This is a genomic window from Paenibacillus sp. VCA1 (assembly GCF_031583795.1).
Taxonomy (GTDB): Bacteria; Bacillota; Bacilli; order Paenibacillales; family Paenibacillaceae; genus Paenibacillus_AQ; species Paenibacillus_AQ albilobatus.
In genome coordinates this window covers 1-26,519 of the sequence record NZ_JAVLSX010000010.1, presented here as the reverse complement: position 1 = coordinate 26,519, position 26,519 = coordinate 1, and the positions used below count along the sequence as shown (strand labels likewise).

The following is a 26,519-nucleotide window of genomic DNA, read 5'->3' as shown; positions in this document are numbered from 1 at the left end:
GAGTTAGAACATGAAACAAACCTGGGAGCAAGTGGATGAGTATATGACGGATTTGCTGTGCCCGAACGACCATGTGCTGGATGACGTGCTTGTCGCAAACCGAAATGCGGATTTGCCGGAGATCGACGTGACGGGAACCCAAGGAAAGCTGCTGCAGCTGCTCGTGCAGATGAAGGGAGCGAAGCGCATTTTGGAGATCGGGACGCTTGGCGCATACAGCACCATTTGGATGGCGAGAGGATTGCCTGACGACGGAAAAATCGTCACCTTGGAGCTGGAGCCCCGTCATGCCGAGGTGGCAAAAGCCAATATTAAACGGGCGGGGTTGGAGCAAACCATCGAGGTCCGGACGGGAAACGCTTTGGATTCGCTGGAAAAGATGGCGCAAGCGGGCGAAGAGCCTTTCGATTTCATCTTTATCGATGCGGATAAGCCGAGCAACCCCCAATATTTGAAGTGGGCGCTGCATTTCTCCCGTCCCGGAACCGTCATCTTCGGGGACAACGTCGTCCGGGACGGGGAAGTTGCGAACCGCCACAGCACCGATCCCCGGGTGAAAGGGGTAAGGACGTTTTTCGATATGATCGCCGGGGACCCGCGCATATCGGCGACCGCGATTCAGACGGTGGGCAGCAAAGGGTATGACGGTTTTATGATCGGGATTGTGCAGCAAACCGGTCAATCGCCTCAAAAGGCAAATGATCGGTAATGAGACTGCCGTAGTAGGCGACCTGAACGATCCCTTGTTCATCGATCAGAAATTCGGCCGGAATCCGGTTGAAGTTGGAGCCTTCCTCCGGAATCAGTTTGAATCCGGCTGCTTCAACCCGGGCCGTAATTTCGTGAATGTCCGGCTGCGCTAACGTGGCCTTCATTTTCGCTTCCGATGATTCGACGCCATACCGCGCGTAGATTTCGGCTTGAGGATCGGCAATTAGCGGGAAAGGGGCATTCTGTTGCCCTACGTATTTGTGGAGGTTTGCCTCCGGAGATTCGAAAAAGGCGACGATCTCCATCCCTTGGCGCTTCCATGTTTCATATCGCCGGATAAATTGCCGTACCCGTAAATTGCATAAAGCGCAAGCGGAGTTGCGGAAAAAGGCAAGCAGAATTTTACGTCCCGAATACTGGTCAAGCGTGATAGCGTTGTTGTTCTGATCTGTCGTTTCAAACCGCGGGGCGGCGTCTCCGGATCGTAGCTGATTGTTCATCGTGAATTCCTCCTGACTATTTCGTTTAAGGGCGTTTTGCCCGTACACGAATATTATCAGAGAAATTGCCGCCCCTTCTGTGACCTAGTCACAAAGAAGATCTTCGAGTTTGTTTCTCTGTATGATTTTCACCCAGCCCCGTCCGGTTTCGATCCAGCCGCTGCGCGCAAACTTTAGCAGGGTTCGGGACACGACTTCGCGCGCCGAACCGATTTCTTCGGCCAACTCCTGATGCGTCGCGGCTACGAGCGGCTCCTGATCCGTGGTAACGCGCAACAGCGCTCTGGCGAGCCGCTTTTCTACGGGTATTCGCTCCTTTTCCCCCATCATGTCGATCATCCGGAGCGTACCTTCGAGCAAACCTCCGAAAACGGTGCTGCGGAACGGTTCGTGGAACTGTACCCAGTGCAAGAAACGGCTTCGAAGTACGAATAGCGCGTCCACGTCCGTTTCGGCAATCAAAGAGCCGGGATAATCCCGCCCGCTCAGACCGCTAAGCACAAGCAGCGAGCAGATTTCTCCCGCAGAAAGCCTGTTTAGTACCGATTCGTCCCCGTTTTCGTGAATCACCGTAATCCGGGCCGTTCCGCTGAGCAGAAACATGCCGTACACCGCCGCATCCTCGCGGTGGAATATTTTTGATTTGGCCGGGAACCGCTTTACGAACGGCTGCGCATTTGTCCATTCCTCCTGCGAAAGACCGCTGAGGGAGGGGAAAACCTCGAGCAGGTTCGTATCTTTCATCGTCACTATGCTCATCTTTTTCTATCCTTTCGATTCATCTATATGCTTATGCATGGCTTCAATCCTTCACACTTCCTTGGCTTCTATCATATCATTACAGGCAAGATGAACATGGTGATTATTTCTGTCTGCAGATAAATCTGTGTTGAAAGTTAAAAATTCCCTAAAAAGGCATTCACTTCAGGCGGTGAAAACCCGATATAAATCTTTGTCTCCGGAAAGACGAAATCGAGAGTATAAGAGAACCGGTTCTTTATTTCCTCTCACAAACGAACGTTATATACTTTAGGGGATATAAAGATGATTTGGCAACAAACGAAAAAATGGGGTAAATGGCTCCTTCCGCTAGGACTGGCGATTGCGCTTACCGCATGCGGCAGCGGAAATGATGGTGCTTCCAAAAAATCGGGAGGTACCGATCCGTCGGCATTAACTTTGGCAAGCTCGGCTTTGGCCGACGGCCAGACTTACGAGAATTCCGACTTCGGTGTCACGCTGAAGTATCCAAAGGATTGGACGATACAAGAGAACGTGATGGGCGTACTCGCTGCGTTCATGTCCCCTCTAGCCGATAAGCAAGACACGTTCGCCGAGAACGTCACCTTCGTGGCGCAGTCCCTGGGCGGCGAGAAAGTGTCGTTGAAGGACTTGGGGAAAGCGTCTGCAGCGCAGCTTAAGAAGGTTATTACCGACTTTAAGCTTGAATCCAACGAGGGCGCAAAGGCCGGCCAATACGACGCGCTGAAGCTTGTCTATACCGGCAAGCAAGGTGCAGTTGATCTGAAATGGGCTCAATATACGGTCATCGAAAAAGGGAATATGTACATCCTCACCTTCACCGCTCCGACAGATCAGTTTGATGCCGTCAATTCGACGGCGGAGAACATTGTCAATTCGATTCAGATCAAATAACGATATACGATTTCAAAGGAAGGTCGTTCCACAGCCGTAACGATATGGCCGCGGGACGGCCTTCTTATCGTTGGAAGAGGGCGATAAGATGACACGAGCAGCGCCGTCCGATATTCATGCAAATTTTTGGGAACGGGGCAAGTGGTAAAAGTGAGCCTTTTCCCGATCGCCGGAACGACCAGTAACGTTTTTGAGTCAAACCAAAGCCTCCTTCGCTCACTGCAGCGGGGAAGGCTTTTGACATTTGAAGGAGGTTTATGGGAAATCGGCGGCTTTCACGGTCGATCTTCATCATCCAGCCTGCCGAGGATTTTCGCCATCTTCCCCAGGCAATACCCTAGGTCGTTTCGATCTTCTTCGCTCAGCCGTTCCAGTTGCTTGGACAGACCTTGGTGGAAGGTTTCCCAGCGCTTTGTCACGGTGAGTTCCCCTTTCGCGGTCAATTCCAACCCGATCTGGCGCTTATCCCGTTCATCCGGCTGTTTCACAACGTATTTTTTTTCTTCCAGCTTGGACATAAGCGGAGTGAGCTGCTGCTTGGATACATGGATCCGGCTGGCTAACCGGGTCATGGACATGCCCTCGCGCTGATGGTACAGCTCCTCCAAAATATGATACTGCAAATGCGTCAGTTCCGAAGCCGTTTTGCGTGCGGCAGGTACGTCAAATTTGCGGTGCAGAAGCGGAATCAACCGGATATAGGATGCGGCCAGCTCCCCGGAATTTGTATTCATAGGATCGTTCTCCTTTACAGACAAAGATTAAAATTTGAAAAGTTGACATATGGTAAATACATATTTATTATTATCCACATAATAACGAAAAAAATCAAATTAATAGTAAATATTAATTTACCATAATCATTTTAAGTTTGTTTAAAAGGAGATGCTTATCATGGGCCATAACCTGCAGCGGAAAGGGATCAATTATGATGTAGGGACATATACACGCGGGAAAGAAAAATCCTCAAGGGACGAATTCGATCCGTCCATCGTTCAGCGAGAAATGGAAATCATCAAGCAGGAGCTGCACTGCAGCGCCGTTCGGATATCCGGCAGGGACATTCCAAGGCTGGTTGCCGCTTCGGAGTTTGCCCTTCGGCAGGGACTTGAGGTGTGGTTTTCGCCGGCTTTAATCGATGAAGATGAACATGGGATGCTGAACTACTTCGAGGAATGCGCAAAGGCTGCGGAAGCCTTAAGGAAGCAATCGCCGCAGGTCGTATTCGTCGCCGGGTGCGAGCTGACTTTTTTTATGAAAGGGTTCATCGACGGTGATACCTCATTCGACCGGATCCGGACGATGATGCATCCTTGGCGTCTGCTCCTAAGCACCGTGCGGAAAGGCTCATTTCACAAGAGCTTGAATCGTTTTTTGGCCAAAACCGCAAAAGTCGTGCGGCAGCATTTCCAAGGGGAACTGACGTATGCTTCAGGCCCGTGGGAACAAGTGGATTGGGAACTGTTTGACATCGTATCCGTGGATTATTACCGTGATGAGCACAACTACAAGCATTACCGGAAAAAGCTGAGAGACTATTTCAAGTCCGGTAAGCCGGTGGTCATTTCGGAGTTCGGCTGTTGCACGTACCGGGGGGCGGAGAACAAAGGGGGTTACGGCTGGAACGTCGTGGATCACAATTCAACCCCTAAACGCCTAAAGGGGGATTTCATTAGGGACGAAGAAGTCCAGATTCGTTACATGAACGAGCTGTTGGACATTTTTCACGAGGAGCAGGTGAACGGTGCTTTTTGGTTTACGTTTGCCATGCCAAGCTATCCCTATGACGAAGAGCCTCCCCTCAACTTGGATACGGCCAGCTACAGTGTCGTGCGCACGTTAAAAGGCGGGCAGACAGGGGCAGCTTATCCCGGGATGCCATGGGAACCGAAGGCGTCTTTTGCGGCGCTGGCCGAGCTTTTTAAACAGCCGTAAGGCTGATGACGCTTTGGCTTCCTTTTGCATCGATGTGCATTTCATGGGCTGCACGGCATGGCTTTCAATCGGAAGGTCCGCCTTGTAAGCCCTTTTTGTTTTAGGGCAAAATAGGGTTTGACATTGACGTTGCGTAAAGGTGTACAGTGAAAAATGTCAGGAGGTGACCACATGGAATACACCGTACAGAAGCTGGGACGGCTCGCGGGCATCAGTACCCGGACCCTGCGGTATTATGACGAAATTAATCTTCTTAAGCCGGCAAGGATCAATTCGTCAGGGTACCGGATTTATGGAGAGGCTGAGGTGAACAGGCTGCAGCAAATTTTATTTTTCAGAGAGCTGGATGTAAGCCTTGACCGCATCAAGGAATTGATGTCCTCGCCTTCTTTTAACAGCAGCGACGCCTTGAAGGAACATCGTGAGAAGCTCCTTGACAAACGCAGGCAGCTGGATCAGCTGATTGCAAACGTGGAACGAACGATTCAGTATCAGGAAGGGAGAATGACCATGACGGATCAGCAGAAATTTGAAGGCTTTAAACAACAATTGATCGACGATAACGAACGGAAATACGGCAAGGAAATCCGGGAGAAATACGGTGAGGAGGCCGTTGACCGTTCGAACGCCAAGGTGAAAAATATGACCAAGGAGCAGTACGAGGAAGTGTCGCGGCTGGCCGATGAGGTGCTGTCCACGCTCGGGCAGGCTTATCAAACCGGAGATCCTGCCGGTGAGCTCGCCCAGAAGGCGGCAGACCTGCATAAGCAGTGGTTGACGTATTACTGGAGCGATTACAGCAAAGAGGCGCATGTGGGCTTGGCCCAAATGTACGTGGATGACGAGCGCTTCAAGGCTTATTATGATGCGAAACAGCCGGGAGCGGCGGAGTTTCTTCGGGACGCCATTCTGGTTTATACTGGGACGAAGAAGTCCTAAATCGGGACTGCAAAAGCACGAAGTAAAAAATCATACAAGGAATAAGATCGCCGATCTGCTTGGGAGACCAGACAGAAGCCGGTCTTTTTTTTTTGAAAAAAATGGATTCGCCCGTTGACAAAGGAATGGAATTGAAATATATTGAGGTTAGTTACTTGAGTAATTAACCAGTCAGGTGGTGGAGAAATGGGGCCTATTATGGATGACGGCCGTCCGATTTTTATACAAATCGCAGAGAAGATCGAAGACGATATCATTGCCGAAGGGCTGCCGGAGGAGTCGCAGGTCCCTTCGACAAACCAGTTTGCTTCCTTTTACCAGATTAACCCCGCTACAGCAGCGAAGGGAGTGAATCTTCTGGTGGATCAAGGCATTCTGTACAAGAAGAGGGGGATCGGCATGTTTGTGGCGACCGGAGCAAGGGAGACGTTGATCGAGAAGCGGAAGGAACAATTTTACGAGCAGTATGTCATTACGATGGTGCAAGAAGCGAAAAAGCTTGGCATTACGATCGACCAATTAACCGACATGGTTCGGAGAGGGGATGAAACATAATGAATCGCATCGTAGAGGTAAACCGGCTCAATAAAACATACGGCAGCGAAACCGTCATCAAAGACGTGAGTTTTGCGATCGAGGAAAATAAAATATACGGCCTGCTTGGCAGAAACGGTGCCGGAAAAACGACGATCATGCACATGATCACGGCCCAGCTGTTTCCGTCGGGCGGGGAGCTGAAGGTGTTCGGCGAAAATCCTTACGAAAACAACCGGGTATTGACGCGCCTCAGCTTTATTAAAGAAAGCCAGAGATATCCGGACTTTTTCCGGATTGCGGACGTGCTCGACGTTGCGGCGTCCCTTTACCCGAACTGGGATCAAAATTTTGCGGAGCAGCTCATCGAAGATTTCCGGCTGCCGGTTAAACGCAGAATGAAAAGGCTGTCCAGAGGCATGCTTTCCTCCGTCGGCATCATTGTGGGCCTCGCCAGCCGCGCGCCGCTGACCATTTTCGACGAACCGTATCTCGGGCTGGATGCGGTTGCGCGAAACCTCTTTTATGAACGGTTAATCGAAGACTATGCGGAACATCCGCGGACGGTCATTTTATCCACGCATTTGATCGACGAGGTCAGCAATATGCTGGAACACGTGATTCTCATCGATAACGGAAAGATTTTGCTGGACGAAGAGACTGACAGCCTAAGGGGCAAAGCTTTTACCGCGGTAGGTTCTACGGCTGCCGTCAACGCTTTTGCGGCAGGGAAACAGCTTATTCATCAAGAGTCGATCGGCGGGCTGGCGTCGGTGTCCGTGCTGGGGGAATTGAGCGGAGCGGATCGGCGGCAGGCTGAATCGCAAGGCATCGAACTTGTTCCCGTATCGCTGCAGCAGCTCATCGTTCATTTAACGAATGGCAAATCAAGCGGAAAGGTGGCTGAACTCGGATGAATCGGATGACTGGAGTCATGAAAATGCTTTGGAAAGACAAATGGAACTGGGTTTATATCCCGTGGATCATATTGTTGTTCAGTTTTGCGGTGAACGTGTTCATCGGCTTTTTGACCGGAGGAGAGGAAAATTTCTATTCAGGCGGCATCATCTCCATTTATGCTTATATGTTCGTATGCAGCTTGATTATACAGGGGCAGACCTTTCTGTTTGCGCTTGGGATGAACGTGCGAAGAATGGATTTTTTTGCGGGCACGAGCTTCATGGGGCTGCTGGTTAGCGCCGCTTCGGGCATTGCCCTGTTCCTCCTTTCCATTGTGGAGAAAATGTCCGATGGATGGGGCGTCCATCTCTCTTACTTCAACTTTCCCTTTATGAACGGTACCTCCTCAATCGGTCGGCTTGGCATATACTTTATTCTGATGGTGCACATGTTTTTTCTTGGCATGGTCATTTCGAGCATCTACCGCCGATTTAAAAGGACCGGATTGTTCGTGTTTTTTGCGGCGCTTTTCATCCTGTCGAGCGTTGCCAGCCTCGCATTGACGTACTACGGTCTTTGGCTTGACATGTTCGGCTGGATTGCGGATCATTACTTGAACCTCTTCATCTGGTTGGCTCCGATTGCCGCTGTTTACGCGTTGTTGTCTTATGCGATGATTCGCCGGGCGACCGTTTAAGAAGCAAAGGAGCTAAGTCTAAGCAGCCGTGCACCAGAGCATTGTGGCTGATCACATGCATAATTTCCAGATAAAAAGCGAAATTTATAGGACGGTAACTCGATCCAGAAATTGCAAAGGAGAATAAACGATGCCTTTAGGTTCACACGAAGCCCATGAGCTCAACGAGCTGCTTCTCAGCTGCACGAATTCCATCCAAAGCATGGCGCTTTTCATCGATCAGGCGACGGATCCCGTGTTAAGGAACATGATTTCCCGCCACTATGCCGTGCATGTCCAGGACTATAACATGAAGGTCGAATACGCAAACCGCTTCAGTTCGCCGGATCGGCTCAACGTTCCGTCCATGCCGATGAATCCGCCGATGCCGACGATGAATCCGCAGCCGTATCCGCCGCTGCAGCCGCAGGTCAAGCTTCATCAGCTGGACGACCGCGCGATCGCGACTTCGTACCTGCTGACGTTAAAACGCGCCGGCCGTGAATATGCCTGGTCCGCCTTCGAATGCTCCACGCCGCAGCTCCGCTCGTTTTTGGAAAGCGCGTTCCAAATGTGCTCGCATCAAGCCTTCGAAGTATGGCAGTACATGGCTTCCAGAGGTTACTATGCGACCGCTCCCGCTTCGCAGGACGTGCTGCAGCCGATGCAGCAAATGTACAAATCGGTGCCGGAACATCAGCCGGGCCGGCTGTATAGCTGAAGCATTTGCGCAGCGTGTTTTCACGGCGGTCATGCCAAGGTCCCATATACGGGGCCTTTTTTGCGTTTGAGGGAAGAGGACTCCCGAAGGTTGTAAGCGCTTCAAAAAATGTATTGCCAATGATAAAATCCCTTGCTATAATCGCCTTGAAAAGGTTTTCTTGTAAAGGAAGTTTTGACGATGAAGCCAACAATTAGAGATGTTGCCAAAATGGCGGAGGTATCCATCAGCACCGTTTCCCGGGTGATGAATGCGCCTGAGTCGGTCAACGAGAGCAAAAGGATCCGCGTTTTGGAGGCGATTGAGAAACTTCAATATCAGCCGAATTCGTTTGCGCGCGGACTGATTTACAACAAATCCTTTACTTTCGGCCTGCTGATTCCGGATATCGAAAACGTATTCTACACCGGCATCATCCGGGGCATGCAGGATGCATGCATCAAGCTGGGGTACAGCCTGATGATCTGCAACACGGACAGGGACCGGCATCGGCTGCTGTCGTACATCGACGCTTTTCACGAAAAGCAGGTGGACGGAATCGTGTTCGCAAGCGACATGATGTTTCCGGAGTATTACGAAAAACTTGTCCGCTGCAAAATTCCGTTCGTGCTGCTGTCGACCCGTTCCGATGAATTCGAGGTTCCCTGCGTGGAGATTGACGACGAGAAGGCGGCTTACGACGCGGCGAAATTTCTCGTCGAGCTTGGCCACCGGGAAATCGGAATGATCGGCTTCGACCACGAAAATTCCATTTCCGGCCCTCCCCGATTCCAGGGATTCGCCAAAGCGATGATGGAAGCCGGACTGGACGGGAACGTGAAAAAGGTGAAGGGAGCCGCTCACAGGTTCGAACAAGCCTATCAGGCGGCGCATGAACTGTTTACGGAATACCCCGAGCTGACAGCCGTATTTTGCGTGGCCGACGAATTTGCGATGGGCGTCATTTCGTATTTGAAAGACCGCAACATATTGGTTCCCGGACAGGTATCGGTGGTCGGCTTCGACAACCTGCGGTTTGCGAGCATGTTCATTCCGAAGCTGACGACGATCGCGCAGCCGATGTACGACATGGGATACCGCGCGGCCGAGAAGCTTCACGAATTGGTGACGACGGGCAAGGTCGAGGTTCTAAGGGAAAAGATGGAGCATAAATTGATTGTCAGGGAGTCCTCGCGGGAAAAATGAGGGTTTTGCGGCGCCGGTTTGAAAAGCTTTTCAAAGCGAAGTTTGTTTTCGCTTCCGCCGCAGCCGGGTAATAAACATAGTTCGCATAACAATGAATTCAAGAACATGTATCATTTTGTTCCTTTTATGTTCCTCGTCTTTATGAAAACGCTGTATTTTGAAAATATCCTTGATTCTGCAAGGAGGTGATCCGCGCATCCGCTGCATTGGTTCATAATAGTTGCGGGGTTGGGGGCCGCCGTTACCGGCCGATTTTCGCGAAAAATTTCAACTGCGCACGGGCAAATTTCAACCGATGTTTTTCAGCCTAATATAAAAAGGGGATGTTTGAGTATGACAAGAGCAAAAAAAGCCAAAACCTCGCTGCTGCTTTCGCTTTGCCTTTCCTTTACGATGATGCTGAGCGCTTGCGGCGGTTCGGGAGATGCGGGGCCGACGAAAGAGCCTGCAGCCTCCGGGGGAGACAATAAAGAAACGATCGAGACCACCACACCGCCTGAAACCGGCAAAGATGGATCGCCGCTGGAGCTGGCGATGCAGGGCAAGTATAAGGGCACGAAAGTGACGATGTTCGGACCGTTCGTCGACGTCGACAAGAAGAAATTCGAAGAAAGCATCAAGGATTTCGAGGAAAAAACGGGCATCGACATCCAGTATGAAGGCTCCAAGGAGTTCGAAGCGACGATCAACGTCCGCGTCGACGGCGGAAACGCGCCGGATATCGCCGACTTCCCGCAGCCGGGCTTGCTCGCCTCGATCGCGAAAACCGGCAAAGTCGTCGATCTGACGAACATTCTCGATCAGGAGAAGCTGAAGAAAAATTACAATCAAAGCTGGCTGGACATGGGGACCATGGACGGCAAAGACGGCAAGATCATGGCCGGCATCTGGAACCGCAGCAACGTAAAAAGCCTTGTCTGGTATCCGAAAAAGCAGTTTGACGAAGCGGGATACAAAGTGCCGGAGACTTGGGATGAGATGATGGCCTTGACCGAGCAAATCGCCAAGGACGGAGATCCTGCATGGGCGATCGGCATCGAAAGCGGCGCGGCCACCGGCTGGCCGGGAACCGACTGGATCGAAAACATCATGCTGCGCACGACTTCGCCGGAAAACTACGACAAATGGGTCAAGGGCGAGCTCCCGTTCACTTCGCCTGAGGTCAAAAACGCTTTCGAAATCATGTCCAAAATCTGGTTGAACAAGGATTACGTGTACGGCGGCACCAAATCGATCGTGACGACGGCCTTTGGCGATGCGCCGAAGCCGATGTTCGAAAATCCGCCGAAAGCTTGGTTTAACCTGACGGGCAACTTCATTACCAGCTTCTTCCCTGAAACCGCGAAAGTGGACCAGGACTACGACTGGTTCTATCTGCCGCCGATCGACGAGAAATACGGCAAACCGGTGCTCGTGGCGGGCGACATTTACGCGATGTTTAACGACCGTCCGGAAGTGCGCGCCGTCATGGAGTTTTTCACGACGGGCGAGTCCATCAAAACTTGGGTGCAATCCGGCGGCGTCATCGCTCCGATGAACGACGCATCGCTCGACTGGTACAACTCCGAATCCGACAGACGGATGGCGAAACTCGTCCAGGACGCAACAACGCTCCGCTTCGACGGCTCCGACCTGATGCCGGGCAAAGTCGGCGCAGGCTCCTTCTGGAAAGGCATGACCGACTACGTTAGCGGAACGGTCAACCTTGACGAAGCATTGAAGCAGATTCAAAAGGGCTGGGACAGCAAATAACGGCAATTTATTGTGATTTAATCGACGGGAAGGGGCGGTAGTCGGCCGACGGCCGCCCCTTTTTTTGAAAGAATTCTAGTCCGATCATTCCCCTCAAGGGCTTAACCCGTTCCGCTAGGCGTGCCAACGCTGAAAGGGATGTCGGATATCGAAGGGCAGGAATGACTTATGAATACGCAAGCCAAAACCAAATTCAGCCTGATAGCCGTACTGCTCTTTGTCGCGGTGCTGCTGCTTAATCTTCTCGTTCATGGCGTCATCTTTTGGTTTTTCCGGGATTCGACGCTGAATCCGCTGCTGACGGCGCTGTTGGCGGTTCTATGGGGAGTCGCGGGCGTTTATTTGCTGTATCTTTCGTTCAGTTGGGCGACGGAGCAATTTCCGGAGCACATCAGCCGCCGGATTTTGCCGTTTGTTTTTATCGGGCCGGCGGTGCTTCTGCTGGGCTGGCTGCTGGTGCTGCCGGCGCTGCGGACGCTGTATTTAAGCTTTTTTAATGCATCTTCTGATAAGTTCGTCGGTCTGGGCAACTACCTGGCGATTTTCAGCGACCGGCTGCTCGCGACTGCTTTGCGCAACAACCTGCTGTGGGTATTCGTCGGCACGCTGGCCTGCGTGGCTTTCGGGCTGCTCATCGCCATTCTTGCGGACCGGAGCAGTTATGAGCGGATCGCAAAATCGATTATTTTCATGCCGATGGCCATTTCCTTTGTGGCTGCGGGCGTCATTTGGAAATTCGTCTATTATTACCAGCCCGGCACCGAGCAGATCGGCCTCTTGAACGCGATCGTCATCGCTTTCGGGGGCGAGCCGCAGGCCTGGGTGACCATGCTTCAGCCATGGAACAACTTTTTCCTGATCATCATCCTCATTTGGATGCAGACAGGCTTTGCGATGGTTATTTTTTCGGCGGCGATCAAAGGCGTTCCCGACGACATCCTGGAAGCGGCCCGCGTGGACGGGGCGGGGGAGATCCGCATATTTTTCCGCATCATCATTCCGTATATCTCGACCACGCTGCTGACGGTCACGACGACGATTATCGTGTTCACGCTGAAAATATTCGACGTCGTCATGGTCATGACGGGCGGCCAATACGACACCGAAGTGGTGGCGACGCAGTTCTACCGGCAGTTTTTCATGTACCGCAACTTCGGTTACGGTTCGACGCTGGCGATTGTGCTCCTGATCGCGGTGCTGCCTGTGATCTACTTCAACCTTCGCCAAATCCGCAAGCAGGGGGGATTCTAAATGGCCGGAAGAACAAAGAAAAAGGGCAAAAAGTGGCTCGTCAACCTCGTCCTCGGCATCATTTGCTTCATTTGGCTCATTCCGACCGTGGGCCTGCTGATTTCTTCCTTCAGACCCGCCGCGGATATTCTTCAGACCGGCTGGTGGAAGGTGTTCCCGCATCAGGAATGGAAAACGACGGATACGATCAAGCTGTCCAAAGACGTGGACCTGCGCCAGCCGATCGAGGTGAACGGCAAAACCTACTCCGACGACCAGCTGAAAGCGGGCGTAAAGTCGGGTGACGAGCGCCTCATTTGGGAAAACCGCAGAAGCCGCGAAATCAGCGTGCAGAAGCCGGGCTGGGTGGCCAGCACCACGCTGACGCTCGACAACTACAAAAACGTCATTTCCGGCAAAGAATATACGCTGAAAGGACCGGACGGCAGCGAAACGAAGGAAAAAGGAACGGGGCTTTCGCAAGCGTTCTGGAACACGCTGACAATCGCCATTCCGGCTACGGTCATTCCGATCCTGATCGCTTCGTTTGCCGCTTACGCCTTCGCCTGGCTGCGTTTTCCCGGCCGGAAAACGATATTTGCGGTCATCATCGCGATGCTGGTCGTGCCGCTGCAGGTGGCGCTGATTCCCGTGCTGAAGGATTTTACCGGGCTGGGCCTGAACGGCAGCTATCTCGGCATTTGGCTGGCGCATTCGGCTTTCGGACTGCCGCTTGTCACCTATTTTATGTATAACTTTATCAGCCAGCTGCCGAAGGATTTGTTCGAATCCGCGTTTATCGACGGGGCAAGCCATTTTACCATTTTCAGCAGGCTGATTTTGCCTTTGTCCGTGCCTGCGCTTGCTTCGATCGGCATTTTCCAGTTCCTCTGGGTATGGAACGATTATTTGGTGTCGCTCATTTTTATCGGCAACCAGCCGGCCGTGCAGGTGATGTCGATGAAGATCGCCGACCTGGTCGGCTCGCGCGGAAACGACTGGCATCTGCTGACCTCGGCCGCCTTCATCTCAATGCTGATGCCGCTGGCGATTTTCTTCCTGCTGCAAAAATATTTCGTCAGAGGTTTGATGGGCGGTTCGGTAAAAGGATAAACGGGTAAAAAGGGACGAAGTTCCCGCCAAACTGTAAATCGGAAATGATAGTGCACTTGCGTTTTGTATCATATGATCAGAAACACGGGCATGTCCGGAAGCGCCGCCGGAACGGGGGGCTTTGCGGATGTGCCTGTTTTTATTAGAGAGGGATGGAGCATTTGCGGAGGACAAGGTTGGCTATTTTTATTCTTAAAAACTTTTTGACGAAAAATGCTTGACGCTGATAGGCTTGTCATGGTATGATCTATCTTGTCGCCGCGAAAGAACACTTTCGACGAAGACGATGACCGATATGCGGTCGTGGCGGAATTGGCAGACGCGCACGGTTCAGGTCCGTGTGGGCTAACCCCCCGTGGAGGTTCGAGTCCTCTCGACCGCATCACAGCAACAAAGAAAAAGCTCTTGAATTCATCCTTGCGATGATTCAGGAGCTTTTTTTGAATATATGGAATCTGCCAAGTGACACGCATGACCTTAAGAAAATTTATAATACCCAATTGGCAAAAACGAAAATACCAAATCCATCTTGAACGCACTGTTGCAAGGCTTGCCGAACTGTTCAAAATTTCGGATCCGCAATTCTTCGATATCACGAATGTTGACGCCGGGAATGGGTTGATGAAGGGAGGCAGTTCCCGTGCACCGTATACCGACAAGTCCCGCGGAACACGAAACTGTATAGTTCGACGACAACCAAACCCGGCGAGTAATAACAAAACACCAGTAAGCGGCTGATTACGACTATGATCATCCGCTTACTGGTTTTGTTTAAAAAAATGGTCAAACCGTCTGTTCTTCCTTCGATGATAATAAACGACGGGTTGCGATTACGGCTATTCCAACAAAAACAGCCGTTATGCCGATCAACAAGGAAGTACCGCCTGCGGGATACAGGACGCTGCCGATCATCGGCGCTGCCGCCATGCCGAGATAACGGATAAAGTTATAAACTCCCATAGCGGTCGCCCGCTCTTGAACGAATTCCGCCGACAGCAAGGTAGGCATTGCAGGCATCGCCAGTCCACTCACGAACCCGGTCAGCATCAAAGCGACGAGCAATAAAACAAGAGAAAGCTGGGCAGCAAAAATGAAAATGACAAGACTGATTATAACAAGCGAACCGGCCAAAAACAGCGCTTTAACAGACCCGATCTTGGCTTGAAGCTTCCCGCTCAGTTTACTCCCGGCAAGATTGAAGGCCATTAGCGCGAGCGAAAAAAGGCCGATTTTTGCAGCACCCAAGCCGTATTGGGATTCCAATATCATAGGGAGGAATACAATGAACGTGTAAAAGACGTCATACAGAACAAAACCGCTAATTAAGACGACCCTGCCGGTTTTGCTTTTAAAAATTCGGCTAAACGCCTTTAGCCCTGGCCGCGTTCCTTTGACTGATGAATTTGCCGGTTTGGTTTCCGGTAACATGAAGATGGCAAAAATCATAATGAGAACAGCACTGGCCGCCGCAAAGCCAAAAGCCCCAGTGTATCCGGCAACCGACCCGATCAAGCCGCCGATCAGCGGACCAACAGCAGGAGAGATACCCAGAATCATTTGATACGTGGCCATGCTTTCGGCCCGCTCTTTACCTTCAAATACATCTCCGATCATCGTTGCGGCAACCAAGGGTACAGCGGCCGCGCCGATCCCCTGAAGCACACGAAAGATAAGCAACATGTCAATCGAAAACGAAAACATACATCCTACTGTAGCTAATACATAAATAATCATCCCGGGGATCAGAATTTTCCTGCGACCGTTACGGTCGACGACAGGTCCAAGCACAACCTGCATGACGGCCATCGCGACCGTGAATAAAGTAACAGTGAGGTTGACCAAAGACAACGAAGTTTGAAGATCCCGCTGCAGGTCCGGGAGCAGAGGGACGTATAAGCTTTGTGCAAGAGACACGATGGCGGCAGAGAGGCCAAGCACAAATAAAATCGTTCTTTTGTTCATTGGGAATTTCTCCTTATCATTTTATTTGACTGACTGTCAGTCATTTTGTGAAATAAGTTTATATCTTAGACTGACTATCAGTCAATTAAAAATTTTAAAAAAACGAACAGGAGTGATCCGAATAGTAGATCTTCACATGCCGAATATTTCAAAAAAACGGTCGGAACGCTAACGAGGTTATTCATAGCCGCTGTACAAAGACGATCTGTAGTTTAAAAATTAGCCGGGAGGAGATGAGCCGAATCTTGGCGGAAGCAACGCTTGCCCGTCGTCTTACAACCTACGCCTTGGCTTTTCGGGCTTGATAAGAAGGGTGGATTTGGCAACTCACCTCGATCTCCCGCTCTTATAAAGAAATGGCTCTTTTGTTCAGTGGCACCCGCGTGAGTCTAATCCCTTTTCAAATTTTGAAATTCGAGTATTGACTGATAGTCAGTCAAATAATATAATGATTGCATCTTGTTGACTGGCAGTCAGTCAATGAGTATATTTTAATCAAGAACAGGAGTGAATGAAAAGGAGTCGTTACGATGCCGCGAATCACGAAAAATCCGAAGGAACGTAGAGATGAAATTTTGAACGCAGCGATGGAATTGTTTAATAGTAAAGGTTTTGAACAGACGTCGGTCAGCGATATCGTTAAAAAAATTGGAGTCGCCCAAGGAACGTTCTACTACTACTTTCAATCCAAAGAAGAGGTAATCAATGCGGCCTGTGAACGCACATTAGCTTCGCGGCTCGAGCAAGTGCAACGTTTGGTTGACAGTACGGATTTGAAGGCTTCCGAGAAGTTGTTATACCTTTTCACCGAGGCTTTGGCAAATGAGCAGGACGAGGCAGTATTTGAATACGTGCACACTGAAAGCAACACCAGTCTGCATCAGAAATGGATGGTTGCCGAAATCCGGAGCCTGCTGCCTTTTGTTAGACAAATCGTGCGGCAAGGCGTGGAAAAAGGGGAGTTCAGTACTCAGCAACCGGAGTTGGCGGCGGAATTTTTGCTAGTGGGCGTTTCTTTTTGGCTTGACCGTGGCATTTTTACCTGGACGGAAGAGGAATATGCCAAGAAAAAACAAGCTCTGGCCGATATTATTCATCGTCTGCTTGGCGGCACTGTTATTGCGCCTGATAATGTGGTTTGACAAAAAACATTGCCCAAGGCTGACGGAATTCAATTCCGTTTATGCTCTTGAGCGAAGCGAAAGGAATGGGAATATCGATGAAAATTGGAGTTTTAGGATCAGGTAAGGTGGGACAAACGATTGCAGGCAAGCTTGCAGCGATGGGTCAACAAGTTATGATTGGCACAAGGGATCCGCAAAAGCTGACAGAATGGCAGCAAAAGACAGGTGAAAATGCCTGGGTCGGTTCGTTCAAGGAAGCCGCGGCGTTCGGGGAAATCGTGTTTAATGCAACGAGTGGGTCAGGCTCGATCGAGGCACTGCAGCTGGCAGGAAGCGAACAGCTTGGGAAAAAAATTTTGATCGACCTTTCCAATCCGCTTGATTTTTCGCAAGGAATGCCTCCAGTATTGTTTGTTAGCAATACGGATTCTTTGGGGGAGCAGATCCAAAGGACTTTCCCTGATGTAAAGGTTGTAAAAGGTTTGAATACCCTGCCTGCGCCTTTGATGGTCAATCCGACTCAGCTTGCCGATGGCGACCATAATCTGTTTATCTGCGGAAACGACAATGATGCAAAAAACGAGGTAAAGGAACGGCTGCAACAATGGTTTGGTTGGAAATCCGGTGCCATCCTCGATATGGGCGATATCAAAGCAGCGCGGGGAACGGAGGCTATTTTACCCTTTAGCATGAGCTTATGGGGGGTTTTGGGAACGCCTGTATATAACCTTAAGGTTGTTCATCAATCATTGAGTAAATAAAAGAATCGTAACAGCTTAAGAAGTATTTTCGGGCCTGGTACTTATCCATTGCCAGTTGGGAATCCGATATTCATGCTTTGAAGGAGCGAGTCCTCTCGACCGCATCACATTAGAAAAAGCTCGCAGATTGCTTTTATAGCAGTTTGCGAGCTTTTAAAACAGATGTTGTTCTCTACCAGGGCAGAAGGGATTTTGGGATTGTCTTAGAGCTCAGGAGTCATGTCCGTACAGACTCGACATCATTTCCGTCTCTGTCTTATTTACGAGTACATTTCTGTGATCCTCGTGACGGCGTCTTTAGCGATGATGAATTGATCGCATTTCAGAACTTGGTATGCATTGAGGGAATCGGCTGCGGCGGTTTCCACACCAGGTATGTTATTGGCGCTTTTCATCACAAAGTTATCTATAGAAGGCGTAACGATCAGTACCTTTTTATCCGCCCCAAGAGCATGAAGCATAGCTACGATGGTCTTCGTCCTGTAATGTTCTAACTTGATCTCGTCGACGACAATGAATTTTTTGCTCTGAACTTTGCTGGACAATGCAGATTTTATAGCAAGCCGCTTCACCTTTTTATTGAGCTTGTAGCTGTAGTCGCGGGGTTTGGGGGCAAACACGACTCCTCCGCCCCGCCAATGAGGCATGCGAATAGAACCTGCTCTGGATTTATCAATTTTATTCTGCTTATACGGTTTTCTGCCGCCGCCTCTAACTTCACCGCGTGTTAATGCGGATTGCGTTCCTCTGCGTTTATTTGCCAGATGATTGACAACGGCATCATGCATAACCGGTTCGTTGGGAATGATGCCGAAAATGGATGCTTCAAGTTCCATTTCGCCAACCTCAATACCTTCCATATTAAAAATCGTGACATTCAACAATATATTCTCCTCCAGTTCCGAACTTCTACGAAATGGGTATCCGCATCACCGTAAAAGCTTTATTCAATATAAAAACTTGTTGAAGCGGTGTTTTTCGTATATTTACAATAGCATCCATCATTAAAACCTCCCGTTTTTCCTGCAACATTTTAGAAGAACCTATAGTTATTAAGGTAACAGACAGAAATCCCATAAACTATACACAACATGGTTCTGTAGCGTTTGGTATCACCTTTAAAGATCAACCTAAAAAAAGCCACCGCAGCCCTGAAGTTGGGCATGTCGATGGCAATAGCGCACATATGCAATTTTTATTTGGCGTAAATGATTTTTCGGATGGCATAAACCGAAAGGCAGTAAGATTCTGCGAGTTCTTGAATCGAAGCACCGGAAGCATAAGCTTGTATGATGTCACGATTTCGCCGATCAATTTCTTCCCGGAAACCGGACAATTCACCCCAAGGTTTATGTTGATCTTTGATTGCCGGAATATAGAGGTATTCGCCTTGTACAAAATTTTGCAATTTTTCGACCAATTCCTTGGGGAGAACTGCGTTCGCGTTAATATATCTCATGAAGACTCACTCCTTGAATAAATGTAAAATCTCAAGCAGCAAAGCCAGCATGATTGGTGATGATGTTATTCCATGCAAATATCACCAAATATCTGTCTTTGCATGGAATTGAACATGGGTGATTGCAACGTTGTGATGAGACATCATTCATTCTCCTTGACCGATAGGTTTTGATGTTAACTCATTGACTATTGTGACCGTATAGTTGACCGCATGCCGCATCAATGTCCGTTCCGAACTGAGTTCGCACAGTGACTTTGATTCCCTTTGACTTTAAAATGCCGGCAAACCTTCGAACCCGTTCTTTGTCCGATTGGCGAAAGCTCTCAGGCGTCACGTCGGTTGAATTGTAGGGGATCAAATTGACGTGATACAAATGTTCCCAAGGACCTCTGTCCTTTAGCAAAGCAGCAATGGCTTCCGCATGTTCGTTTGAATCGTTTTGTCCTCGAAGCAAGATATAGGCAATATATACTTTTCTGCCTGTACCCCGAATATGCTGATCCAACTTGTTCAACACATCATGAAGCGGAAATCGATTGTTAATGGGCATGAGCTCGCTCCGCTGTTCGTCGAACGGGGAATGCAGCGAAAAGGTCAGGTTAACCTGCGGAAATTCCTTTGTCAGACGATCGATCCCGGGCAAAATTCCAATGGTTGAAACGGTAATTCGTCGATGCCCCAAGCCGAAGGTCCGTGGATCGGTTAGAATCTTAAGCGTGTCGAAGATATAAGGATTGGCCAGCGCCTCACCCATGCCCATAAACGAGACGCTATCCAGGGCTTCACCATGGAGATGAAAATATAACAATTGATCGGTAATTTCATCGGCGGTTAGATTTCGTTTCAGTCCGATCGTGCCTGTAGCACAGAAGCGGCAACCGTATCCGCATCCGCACTGACTGGAGATGCAGTATGATTTCCAGCCGCGCTCATAGCTTAGTTGAACCGCCTCTATGCGTTCGCCGCCTTCAATGGAAAAAAGCACTTTATTCACTTGTCTGGACGTCTTTTGCAAGACAGGGGTTAAGTTCAAAACATGTTCGCCAAGGTGCTTGATTAATTCGTTTCTTATACCCTTGGGCAGGATGGTCATCCTGTCATATTCACCGATTTTTTGCTTGAAGATCGCATCCGCAATTTGTTGAAACCGATAGGCCGGTTGTTTCAAGTCGGTTAATATCTGTTGAATCATTTCGTATTTTGAAGTTGATTTCATGTTTTTTCTCCTCTTGGGCCGGAGAAAATGCCGTAAGCACCAATAAAAGATGCTCCACATTTACATTAACCAACTATATGAAAAACCATGATGCTTGCAGCTTCAGTCGCTACGTGCATCGATCGATAGATGGATAACGCTCCGGCTTCCGTTTCGTTTGATTGTGAACCGCACCAACGGACAATGAACGATTCACATGAATATTTACAACCTCCAACATGTATTTCAGCCTCCTCAAAAAATAAGAAATAAGGTTTACATTACGGTTTCGCCGATTTTGACGGCGATTTTTTTGCAAATTAGAAATAATCCTCTAAAAACACAAAGAGCTGCAAGAAAGTTACCTTTCTTGCAGCTCAAATAAACAAACACTAAAATCTAATCCCATTGAATGGATTAGAGAACGTTATTGATTTGAGTGAAGAGAATAAGTAACTTTCTTGCTTAACAAAAATAAAACAGATTTTGTTTTATCATCGTAAAATAAGCAAGAAATATTACATTATTCCCATCGCCTCCCGAAATGAAATTACCAGCATTGTAGCACAACCCATTTCGCTTTTCAACTTTGGAATCCACCCACATTAAAAAAACGACTTGACTCGCGATGGAATTCAATATAAGATTCTAATCAGTAATTTAGTAAATCAGTAATATTAGTAAATTAGTGAATTAAAAGGTGGAAGAGATGAAAATGCCTGCAACGTTAAAACACAGACCTGTTGTCGTATCGGAAAATTATGAGAAGGTTGACGGGCGATCGGCAAGAAACACGGATGCCAAAGGTCTCTCTCTCGGATTGGCCCAATGGAACGCTGAAGGGAAAGTTGATATTTCGGCCAAGGTGTGGAGATACACGGGAGAACGATGGTCAAGGCAATCGGAGGAGCTGCCTCTCCATCGCGTTCTGGATATGTCCATTCTGATCTGCCGGTCCTTGGAGCATTTTCAGGAAGCATACAGATATGAGCATTTGTATGATCCGCAGCAGCCGGTCATCGACCGGGTTGCCCTGCAAGGGGACGCCATGACCGTGGCGGTATGTATGGACAACGAAAGGATTAAAGAAGATATCAAGTTGTTCAGCCAAGCGCTGAGCGACAATGGAGAGATGATCAGCGAACGCCTGCGCGCGTTATCAAAAATATTAAACGATATGGGGTATTAATACGGGCCCGGCATCATGACGGGGATGGAGGAGAGAAAATCAATGCAAGCAGATGAAGTGTATTATTTGTCGCCTAAGAGACCCTTGAGCGATGCGGAAAAAAAGCTGGTTTGGCAAAAGCCGGCATCCCATAAGACCAGCGAGGAAGAACGCCGTATCAGCAAAGAAGTGAAACGGAACTGGCATCGCGGGGAATTGAAAATCGCCAACATTCTGTTGGAAGGGGATGCAGGTTCCGGCAAAACCCAATTAGCGAAAGCATTATCGGCTAATTTCGGATTGCCTTATACGAAAGTGACCTGTTTTGCGGATATGGACAAATCGGATATTATCGGCGCGATTTTGCCGGTGATTTCTTCCGAGCAATTAGAGAAGCTGGAACCGGTAGAGCAGAGCGTTTTGAGAGCACTATATGAAAGCGATGGTTTTCAAAGCGCAACCGCGATTTTAATGGATGCATTGGGGGTTACCCAGGAACAAGCAGCCTTAAAAATGAAGCAATTGATGAAGCTTGCCGAGAGACACACGGACGGCGAAGCCGTGGAGTATCGTTTTTATCCCTCGGAGATCGTCAGGGCCTATCAAAACGGGTATATTCTGGAAATTCAAGAACCCAACGTCATTCGCGATGCCGCCGTCCTCATGGCGTTGAACTCCGCACTGGAACTGGATGGGAGCATTAATCTCCCGACCGAAATCATACGCAGACATCCGGACTTCATCGCTGTTATTACAACCAATCGCAATTATGCAGGAGCGAGGCCGCTTAATGAGGCCCTGCGCGACAGGGTCCAACACTCGGAGAAAATGGATTTGCCCGGCAAAGAAGTCATGATCGAACGCGCAATGGCGAAAACCGGTTATCAAGACGAAGAGGTATTGAGCGTGTTGGCCGATGCGATCATGATTTTGGATGCAGCTGCCCGGGCCAATGCCATCAAGGGCGTGGCCGGAATGCGTTCCTTTTTCTACTGGACGGATGCGGTTGCGGGAGGAGCCTCGGCCAAAGAATCTCTTTATTATAAGGTCCTTTACAAAATAACCACCGATTCAGAGGAAATCAGAATTTTGGAAGAAGCCCTCGAAAAACACGGTCTGCTAACACGTTTAGAGACTGTTGCGGATGGGGTAAAAAAAAACGAAAATCCAACGATGACGCCATCGAAATCAAGACATGGGGAGATGTAGGCGTCACTGCTGTTGATCATGACAAAATGGAAGATGAAAAGGCGGTCGCGCTAAAAAAGTCTGCCGACAGCGAAGAAAGCTCTTTCCGCGGTTCCGATGAATCCACCGACATGAGAAGCACGGATACCGGAGAAACCGGTTCTCCGCAATATCATCAGGCCAATCCCGAACCTATGTCGGAGGATGCGATACAAAAGGAACGCGATTTCCGTAAAAAACTCAATCAAGCCGCAAGAAAGACGGTGTCCGGTTCCATTCATGAAAAAGTGAAGCTCATTGTGCACCGTCCGGATTACGACCAGAAAGCCCAAACGGAATATATCACTCTAAGCAAGGAACTCATGCCGATCGTGCAGGAAATTGCCAGAAAAACGCTTCCGCTCCTGGAACATGAAACGTCTTCCGATTTTGAAAGAAATCGTTACTATGGCAGCAGGTTTCAAGCAGACGGTGTCGCCTACAGGGATTTTAGGTATTTTGCCAAAAAACGTCCTCCATCGGAATCCCCTTCTCTGGTGGTGGGACTAAGGGTCGATGAGTCGGCATCGATGTCGGCTTTTGGGCGATTGGAAGCAGCCAAACGAGCAGTCATTGCGGTGTATGAATTTTGTCAAATCTGTAATATTCCTATATTAATCTATGGAGATACCGCGGATGTTTCCAAAATGGAACAAATGTCGATCTTTGCCTACGCCGATTTTGATAAACCGGATGCCAATGATCGATTCAGGCTGATGCGAATTCAGGGAAGAAGCAATAACCGAGACGGAATGGCCCTTCGTATCATGGGGGAACGGTTAGCCGTTTCATTGCAGCAGACGAAGCTGTTGATCAGCATCAGCGATGGACAGCCGAAAGCGATGGACGATTATACCGGGGGTTACGCCATAGCTGATCTGCAGCAGACCATAGAGCAATATGAACGGAAAGGCATTGCATTTCTCGCCGCGGCCATCGGTCAAGATAAGGATGTCATTAGTGACATTTATGGACATGAGAGATTTTTGGACATTACGAATTTGCGCGAGTTCCCGGCAAAGTTAGTTCGGATTATCGCTCGGTATTTGTAGTTTTCATGAATATTTAATCGCTTGAATGAGGAGAGACCAAAAGACATGGATATGAATAAGCGGAGGAAGCTGCTTGCGGAATTCCAACAGATCAAGACTTATATGGGCGTTGCCCAAATCAAAAACAACATCAACGGCAAAATCTACATCGACAGCTATCCCAACTTGAAAAATAAGTGGTTTACTCTTCGGATGCAGCTGGATCAAGGGAGATTCGCAAATGCGGAACTTCAAAAGGATTGGAAGGAATTTGGAGCGGATGCATTCACGTATGAGGTGCTGCAGCAGAAGGAAGCCGATAAGATAACGGATATGCGCTGGGAGCAAAAACAAATCTTGAAGCCTTGGCTCAAGAAGCTGCAGCCCTATGGAGACAAAGGATATAATAAGCCGCCAAAGGATGAAATCCATAAATAAAATAAGGCTCGCACGGTATTCTCATTCATTGGATCCCATCAAAACGGATTTGACTCGCGGTAAATTTCAAGATAAGATGAAACCGTCATTTAGTAAATTAGTAAATTTGGGAATCGGAATGAGGGAATGAAGGATGAAAATACCTACAACGTTAAAACATAAACCTGTGGTCGTGTCGGAAAATTATGAAAAGATTGATGGACGAATGGCCGGGAATACGGACGCAAAAGGTCTTTCCCTGGGGCTGGCCCAGTGGAACGATCGAGGCAAGGTCGATATTTCGGCCAAGGTGTGGAGATACACGGGCGAAAAATGGTCGAGACAATCGGAAGAACTGCCTCTCCATCGTGTTCTTGATTTGTCCATTCTCATTTGCCGGACTCTGGAACATTTTCGCGAAGCCTACCGTTATGAAAATTTATACGACCCGCAACAGCCTGTTATCGATCGGGTTGGTTTGCAAGGGGATGCCATGACCTTGGCCGTATGCACGGACAATGAGAGAATTAATGATGATATTAAGCTGTTCAGCCAAGCGCTTAGCGACGATGATGAACTGATCGGCGAGCGTTTGCGCACATTATCCAAAATATTAAAGGATATGGGATATTAAAAAGATTTCCGAGGTTCCAGTCCTCTCGACCACATTACAGCAGAAAAAGCTCGCGGATTGCTTTCATAGCAGTTTGCGAGCTTTTTTGCACTTTTCTAGCAAGAACAAAGGCTTAGCAGGGGGAACGCCAGAGCGCAGAAATGTCGATCCCCGGGTTGGAGGATTTGCTGAAGAAAGACTACAAGGATAACCTCTACTAAATCCGATTTCCATCATCATGCCTATTTTCGTCAAAACTTGAAATGATATGCCAAGTTTTACGAAAATAAAATGCTTATTGACACTACTAGAAATTTGATATATTATATATTCTGTTGCTGCAAAACAAAGCATCAATAAATTATGCGGTCGTGGCGGAATTGGCAGACGCGCACGGTTCAGGTCCGTGTGGGCTAACCCCCCGTGGAGGTTCGAGTCCTCTCGACCGCATCACGTCATCAATAATAGGTTTCTGATCTGCTTTTCAGGCAGCGCAGGAACCTTTTTATTATTTAAAATATTTAAGCTGGTGCTCATTACAGTAATTGCCGACTGAAAGCCCACGGTTTTAATCGTGGGATGAAAGACGGCTTTGCCAGAACATCCCTTCATGGGATGGGAAGGGCAAACACATAGCACGTGTGCGTGTGTGCTTTTCTTTTTGTTTAATTGTTGTAGCTGTATGATTAAACTGATACAATTGTTTTATGGGACAAGAATATAGACGTACAGCTACAACAGTATCTCTCATTAATTATCATTTTGTTTTCTGCCCTCGTTATCGAAGAAAAGTGTTAGTAAATCAAGTGGAAATTCGATTCAAGGAGCTTTTAGCTGAAATATGCCATCAGAATAACTGGATTATTGTGGCGATGGAAGTTATGCCCGATCATGTCCATCTGTTCCTGAACGGTCTTCCCACCGATTCTCCATCAGATGTTATGGCAAAAGTGAAAGGAGTGACCTCTCGAATATTAAGGCAGGAGTTTGAGCATCTTGCTCATTTGCCTAGTCTGTGGACACGTTCTTTTTTCGTGAGTACAGCTGGAAACGTATCAAGCGAAACAGTAAAGCGTTATGTTGAAGAACAAAAGAAAAGGGGGTGAACACATGCAAGTTTTAACCGTCAAGATACGCATATTTCCTGATCAACCAGCCATTCTAGTTCAATTGGGAAAGGAGTACATTCGGGTAGTCAATCAACTAACCGAACGGGCTGAACAACTGGGGGCATTTCCGAAAATGACGACAAAAGATGTAGAAACCATTCTTCCCTCTGCCGTTTGTAATCAAGCGATTCGAGATGCCAAAAGTGTTTTCAGTAAAATCAAGAAACTTGGTGTTCGTCCCATTCTTAAAAAACCTGTATATTTCGTTAACAATCAAAACTACACGGTAACCGAAAATACAGTTGCTTTCCCGATCGTTGTAGATGAAAAGACGAAGAAAACAACGTTTCGTGCTACAGCGACGAGTAGAGATATGGAGCTGTTAAGAAAATCCAAACTTGGAATGATGCGTATCATTGAAAAGTCAGGGAAATGGTACGCTCAAATTTCGGTAGAAGTGCCTACAAGTGTAACAAACAACGAAAACATCATGGGGATTGATCTGGGTTTAAAAGTTCCTGCTGTTTCTGTAACTTCTACAGGTAAAACCCGATTCTTTGGAAACGGCAGACAAAACAAGTACATACGAAGAAAGCAT

The 26,519-nt window shown here is 48.6% G+C and carries 27 protein-coding genes, 2 tRNA genes and 1 pseudogene; 23 read left to right on the top strand and 7 right to left on the bottom strand.

Annotation, left to right across the window (positions count from 1 at the left end; all coding sequences use genetic code 11):
• Positions 1–10 precede the first annotated feature (10 nt).
• Positions 11–709: an O-methyltransferase gene (locus RJP21_RS21830; RefSeq protein ID WP_160040369.1), complete on the top strand. Its 699-nt coding sequence runs from the start codon at positions 11–13 to the stop codon at positions 707–709.
• Here the strand turns inward: RJP21_RS21830 and RJP21_RS21825 are convergent.
• Together RJP21_RS21825 and RJP21_RS21820 are read right to left on the bottom strand one after the other, a co-directional pair.
• Complete coding sequence (locus tag RJP21_RS21825; RefSeq protein ID WP_310861179.1) at positions 651–1,211, bottom strand: peroxiredoxin family protein; 561 nt, start codon at positions 1,209–1,211, stop codon at positions 651–653. The two genes, RJP21_RS21830 and RJP21_RS21825, sit on opposite strands and share 59 nt — an antisense overlap.
• An 84-nt stretch (positions 1,212–1,295) precedes the next feature.
• A complete protein-coding gene (locus RJP21_RS21820; RefSeq protein ID WP_310861178.1) occupies positions 1,296–1,970 on the bottom strand; it encodes a Crp/Fnr family transcriptional regulator in 675 nt (224 codons plus the stop codon).
• Positions 1,971–2,255: 285 nt separating this feature from the next.
• Between RJP21_RS21820 and RJP21_RS21815 the strand changes: the two genes are divergently transcribed.
• Positions 2,256–2,867 carry a PsbP-related protein gene (locus RJP21_RS21815; RefSeq protein WP_310861177.1) on the top strand — a complete coding sequence of 204 codons (612 nt, stop codon included), beginning with the start codon at positions 2,256–2,258 and terminating at the stop codon, positions 2,865–2,867.
• Positions 2,868–3,142: 275 nt separating this feature from the next.
• Here the strand turns inward: RJP21_RS21815 and RJP21_RS21810 are convergent, their stop codons facing one another.
• Positions 3,143–3,601, bottom strand: a complete 459-nt coding sequence (locus tag RJP21_RS21810) for a MarR family winged helix-turn-helix transcriptional regulator (protein WP_310861176.1) — start codon at positions 3,599–3,601, stop codon at positions 3,143–3,145.
• A 160-nt stretch (positions 3,602–3,761) separates the two neighbouring features.
• On the opposite strand from RJP21_RS21810, the gene RJP21_RS21805 reads away from it, so the two are divergent.
• The 11 genes from RJP21_RS21805 (at position 3,762) to RJP21_RS21755 (ending at position 14,234) form a co-directional block, all read left to right on the top strand.
• Complete coding sequence (locus RJP21_RS21805; RefSeq protein WP_310861175.1) at positions 3,762–4,802, top strand: glycoside hydrolase family 113 protein; 1,041 nt, start codon at positions 3,762–3,764, stop codon at positions 4,800–4,802.
• 171 nt (positions 4,803–4,973) lie between these two features.
• Positions 4,974–5,741, top strand: coding sequence for a MerR family transcriptional regulator (locus RJP21_RS21800; protein WP_310861174.1), 768 nt, complete (start codon positions 4,974–4,976; stop codon positions 5,739–5,741).
• Between the two features lie 186 nt (positions 5,742–5,927).
• Positions 5,928–6,296: a GntR family transcriptional regulator gene (locus RJP21_RS21795; protein WP_310861173.1), complete on the top strand. Its 369-nt coding sequence runs from the start codon at positions 5,928–5,930 to the stop codon at positions 6,294–6,296.
• A complete protein-coding gene (locus RJP21_RS21790) occupies positions 6,296–7,192 on the top strand; it encodes an ABC transporter ATP-binding protein (RefSeq protein ID WP_310861172.1) in 897 nt (298 codons plus the stop codon). Before RJP21_RS21795 ends, RJP21_RS21790 begins: the two co-directional genes overlap by 1 nt.
• Entirely contained in the window at positions 7,189–7,872 is a 684-nt protein-coding gene (locus tag RJP21_RS21785; protein WP_310861171.1) for a hypothetical protein, read from the top strand. The genes RJP21_RS21790 and RJP21_RS21785 overlap by 4 nt, the downstream gene beginning before the upstream one ends.
• A 130-nt stretch (positions 7,873–8,002) precedes the next feature.
• A complete protein-coding gene (locus tag RJP21_RS21780; RefSeq protein WP_310861170.1) occupies positions 8,003–8,572 on the top strand; it encodes a spore coat protein in 570 nt (189 codons plus the stop codon).
• Between the two features lie 180 nt (positions 8,573–8,752).
• Positions 8,753–9,757 carry a LacI family DNA-binding transcriptional regulator gene (locus RJP21_RS21775; protein ID WP_310861169.1) on the top strand — a complete coding sequence of 335 codons (1,005 nt, stop codon included), beginning with the start codon at positions 8,753–8,755 and terminating at the stop codon, positions 9,755–9,757.
• Between the two features lie 333 nt (positions 9,758–10,090).
• On the top strand, positions 10,091–11,509 hold the full coding sequence (locus RJP21_RS21770; protein ID WP_310861168.1) for an ABC transporter substrate-binding protein: 1,419 nt from the start codon (positions 10,091–10,093) through the stop codon (positions 11,507–11,509).
• Between the two features lie 168 nt (positions 11,510–11,677).
• Positions 11,678–12,760 (top strand): carbohydrate ABC transporter permease, encoded by a 1,083-nt coding sequence (locus RJP21_RS21765; protein ID WP_310861167.1) that lies wholly within the window; start codon positions 11,678–11,680, stop codon positions 12,758–12,760.
• Complete coding sequence (locus tag RJP21_RS21760; protein ID WP_310861166.1) at positions 12,761–13,852, top strand: carbohydrate ABC transporter permease; 1,092 nt, start codon at positions 12,761–12,763, stop codon at positions 13,850–13,852.
• A gap of 297 nt (positions 13,853–14,149) precedes the next feature.
• A tRNA-Leu gene (locus RJP21_RS21755) sits at positions 14,150–14,234 on the top strand.
• Between the two features lie 401 nt (positions 14,235–14,635).
• Here RJP21_RS21755 and RJP21_RS21750 read toward each other — a convergent pair.
• On the bottom strand, positions 14,636–15,814 hold the full coding sequence (locus RJP21_RS21750) for an MFS transporter (RefSeq protein WP_310861165.1): 1,179 nt from the start codon (positions 15,812–15,814) through the stop codon (positions 14,636–14,638).
• A gap of 530 nt (positions 15,815–16,344) precedes the next feature.
• Between RJP21_RS21750 and RJP21_RS21745 the strand changes: the two genes are divergently transcribed.
• Together RJP21_RS21745 and RJP21_RS21740 are read left to right on the top strand one after the other, a co-directional pair.
• Positions 16,345–16,956: a TetR/AcrR family transcriptional regulator gene (locus RJP21_RS21745; protein WP_310861164.1), complete on the top strand. Its 612-nt coding sequence runs from the start codon at positions 16,345–16,347 to the stop codon at positions 16,954–16,956.
• A gap of 77 nt (positions 16,957–17,033) precedes the next feature.
• A complete protein-coding gene (locus RJP21_RS21740) occupies positions 17,034–17,699 on the top strand; it encodes an NADPH-dependent F420 reductase (RefSeq protein ID WP_310861163.1) in 666 nt (221 codons plus the stop codon).
• 260 nt (positions 17,700–17,959) lie between these two features.
• Here RJP21_RS21740 and rplD read toward each other — a convergent pair whose 3' ends face one another.
• The 3 genes from rplD to RJP21_RS21725 all read right to left on the bottom strand — a co-directional run bounded on the left by rplD (position 17,960) and on the right by RJP21_RS21725 (position 20,377).
• Complete coding sequence (rplD, locus tag RJP21_RS21735) at positions 17,960–18,559, bottom strand: 50S ribosomal protein L4 (RefSeq protein ID WP_397386260.1); 600 nt, start codon at positions 18,557–18,559, stop codon at positions 17,960–17,962.
• 335 nt (positions 18,560–18,894) lie between these two features.
• A complete protein-coding gene (locus tag RJP21_RS21730) occupies positions 18,895–19,158 on the bottom strand; it encodes a CD3324 family protein (RefSeq protein ID WP_310861161.1) in 264 nt (87 codons plus the stop codon).
• Between the two features lie 181 nt (positions 19,159–19,339).
• The gene (locus RJP21_RS21725; protein WP_310861160.1) at positions 19,340–20,377 is read right to left on the bottom strand and encodes a Cfr family 23S rRNA (adenine(2503)-C(8))-methyltransferase; all 1,038 of its coding nucleotides are present in this window, start codon (positions 20,375–20,377) and stop codon (positions 19,340–19,342) included.
• Positions 20,378–21,065: 688 nt separating this feature from the next.
• On the opposite strand from RJP21_RS21725, the gene RJP21_RS21720 reads away from it, so the two are divergent.
• From RJP21_RS21720 to RJP21_RS21685, 8 genes and pseudogenes are all read left to right on the top strand, one after another.
• Entirely contained in the window at positions 21,066–21,545 is a 480-nt protein-coding gene (locus RJP21_RS21720; protein WP_310861159.1) for a DUF6530 family protein, read from the top strand.
• 42 nt (positions 21,546–21,587) lie between these two features.
• Entirely contained in the window at positions 21,588–22,733 is a 1,146-nt protein-coding gene (locus tag RJP21_RS21715; protein ID WP_310861350.1) for an AAA family ATPase, read from the top strand.
• Between the two features lie 341 nt (positions 22,734–23,074).
• Positions 23,075–23,803, top strand: a complete 729-nt coding sequence (locus RJP21_RS21710) for a vWA domain-containing protein (RefSeq protein ID WP_310861158.1) — start codon at positions 23,075–23,077, stop codon at positions 23,801–23,803.
• A 45-nt stretch (positions 23,804–23,848) separates the two neighbouring features.
• Entirely contained in the window at positions 23,849–24,220 is a 372-nt protein-coding gene (locus RJP21_RS21705; protein ID WP_310861157.1) for a GIY-YIG nuclease family protein, read from the top strand.
• Between the two features lie 133 nt (positions 24,221–24,353).
• Entirely contained in the window at positions 24,354–24,833 is a 480-nt protein-coding gene (locus RJP21_RS21700) for a DUF6530 family protein (protein WP_310861156.1), read from the top strand.
• A gap of 344 nt (positions 24,834–25,177) precedes the next feature.
• Positions 25,178–25,262, top strand: a tRNA-Leu gene (locus RJP21_RS21695).
• Between the two features lie 257 nt (positions 25,263–25,519).
• Positions 25,520–25,918 carry an IS200/IS605 family transposase gene (tnpA, locus tag RJP21_RS21690; RefSeq protein ID WP_160044994.1) on the top strand — a complete coding sequence of 133 codons (399 nt, stop codon included), beginning with the start codon at positions 25,520–25,522 and terminating at the stop codon, positions 25,916–25,918.
• 4 nt (positions 25,919–25,922) lie between these two features.
• A pseudogene (locus RJP21_RS21685) lies at positions 25,923–26,519 on the top strand (RNA-guided endonuclease TnpB family protein); the annotation flags it as partial.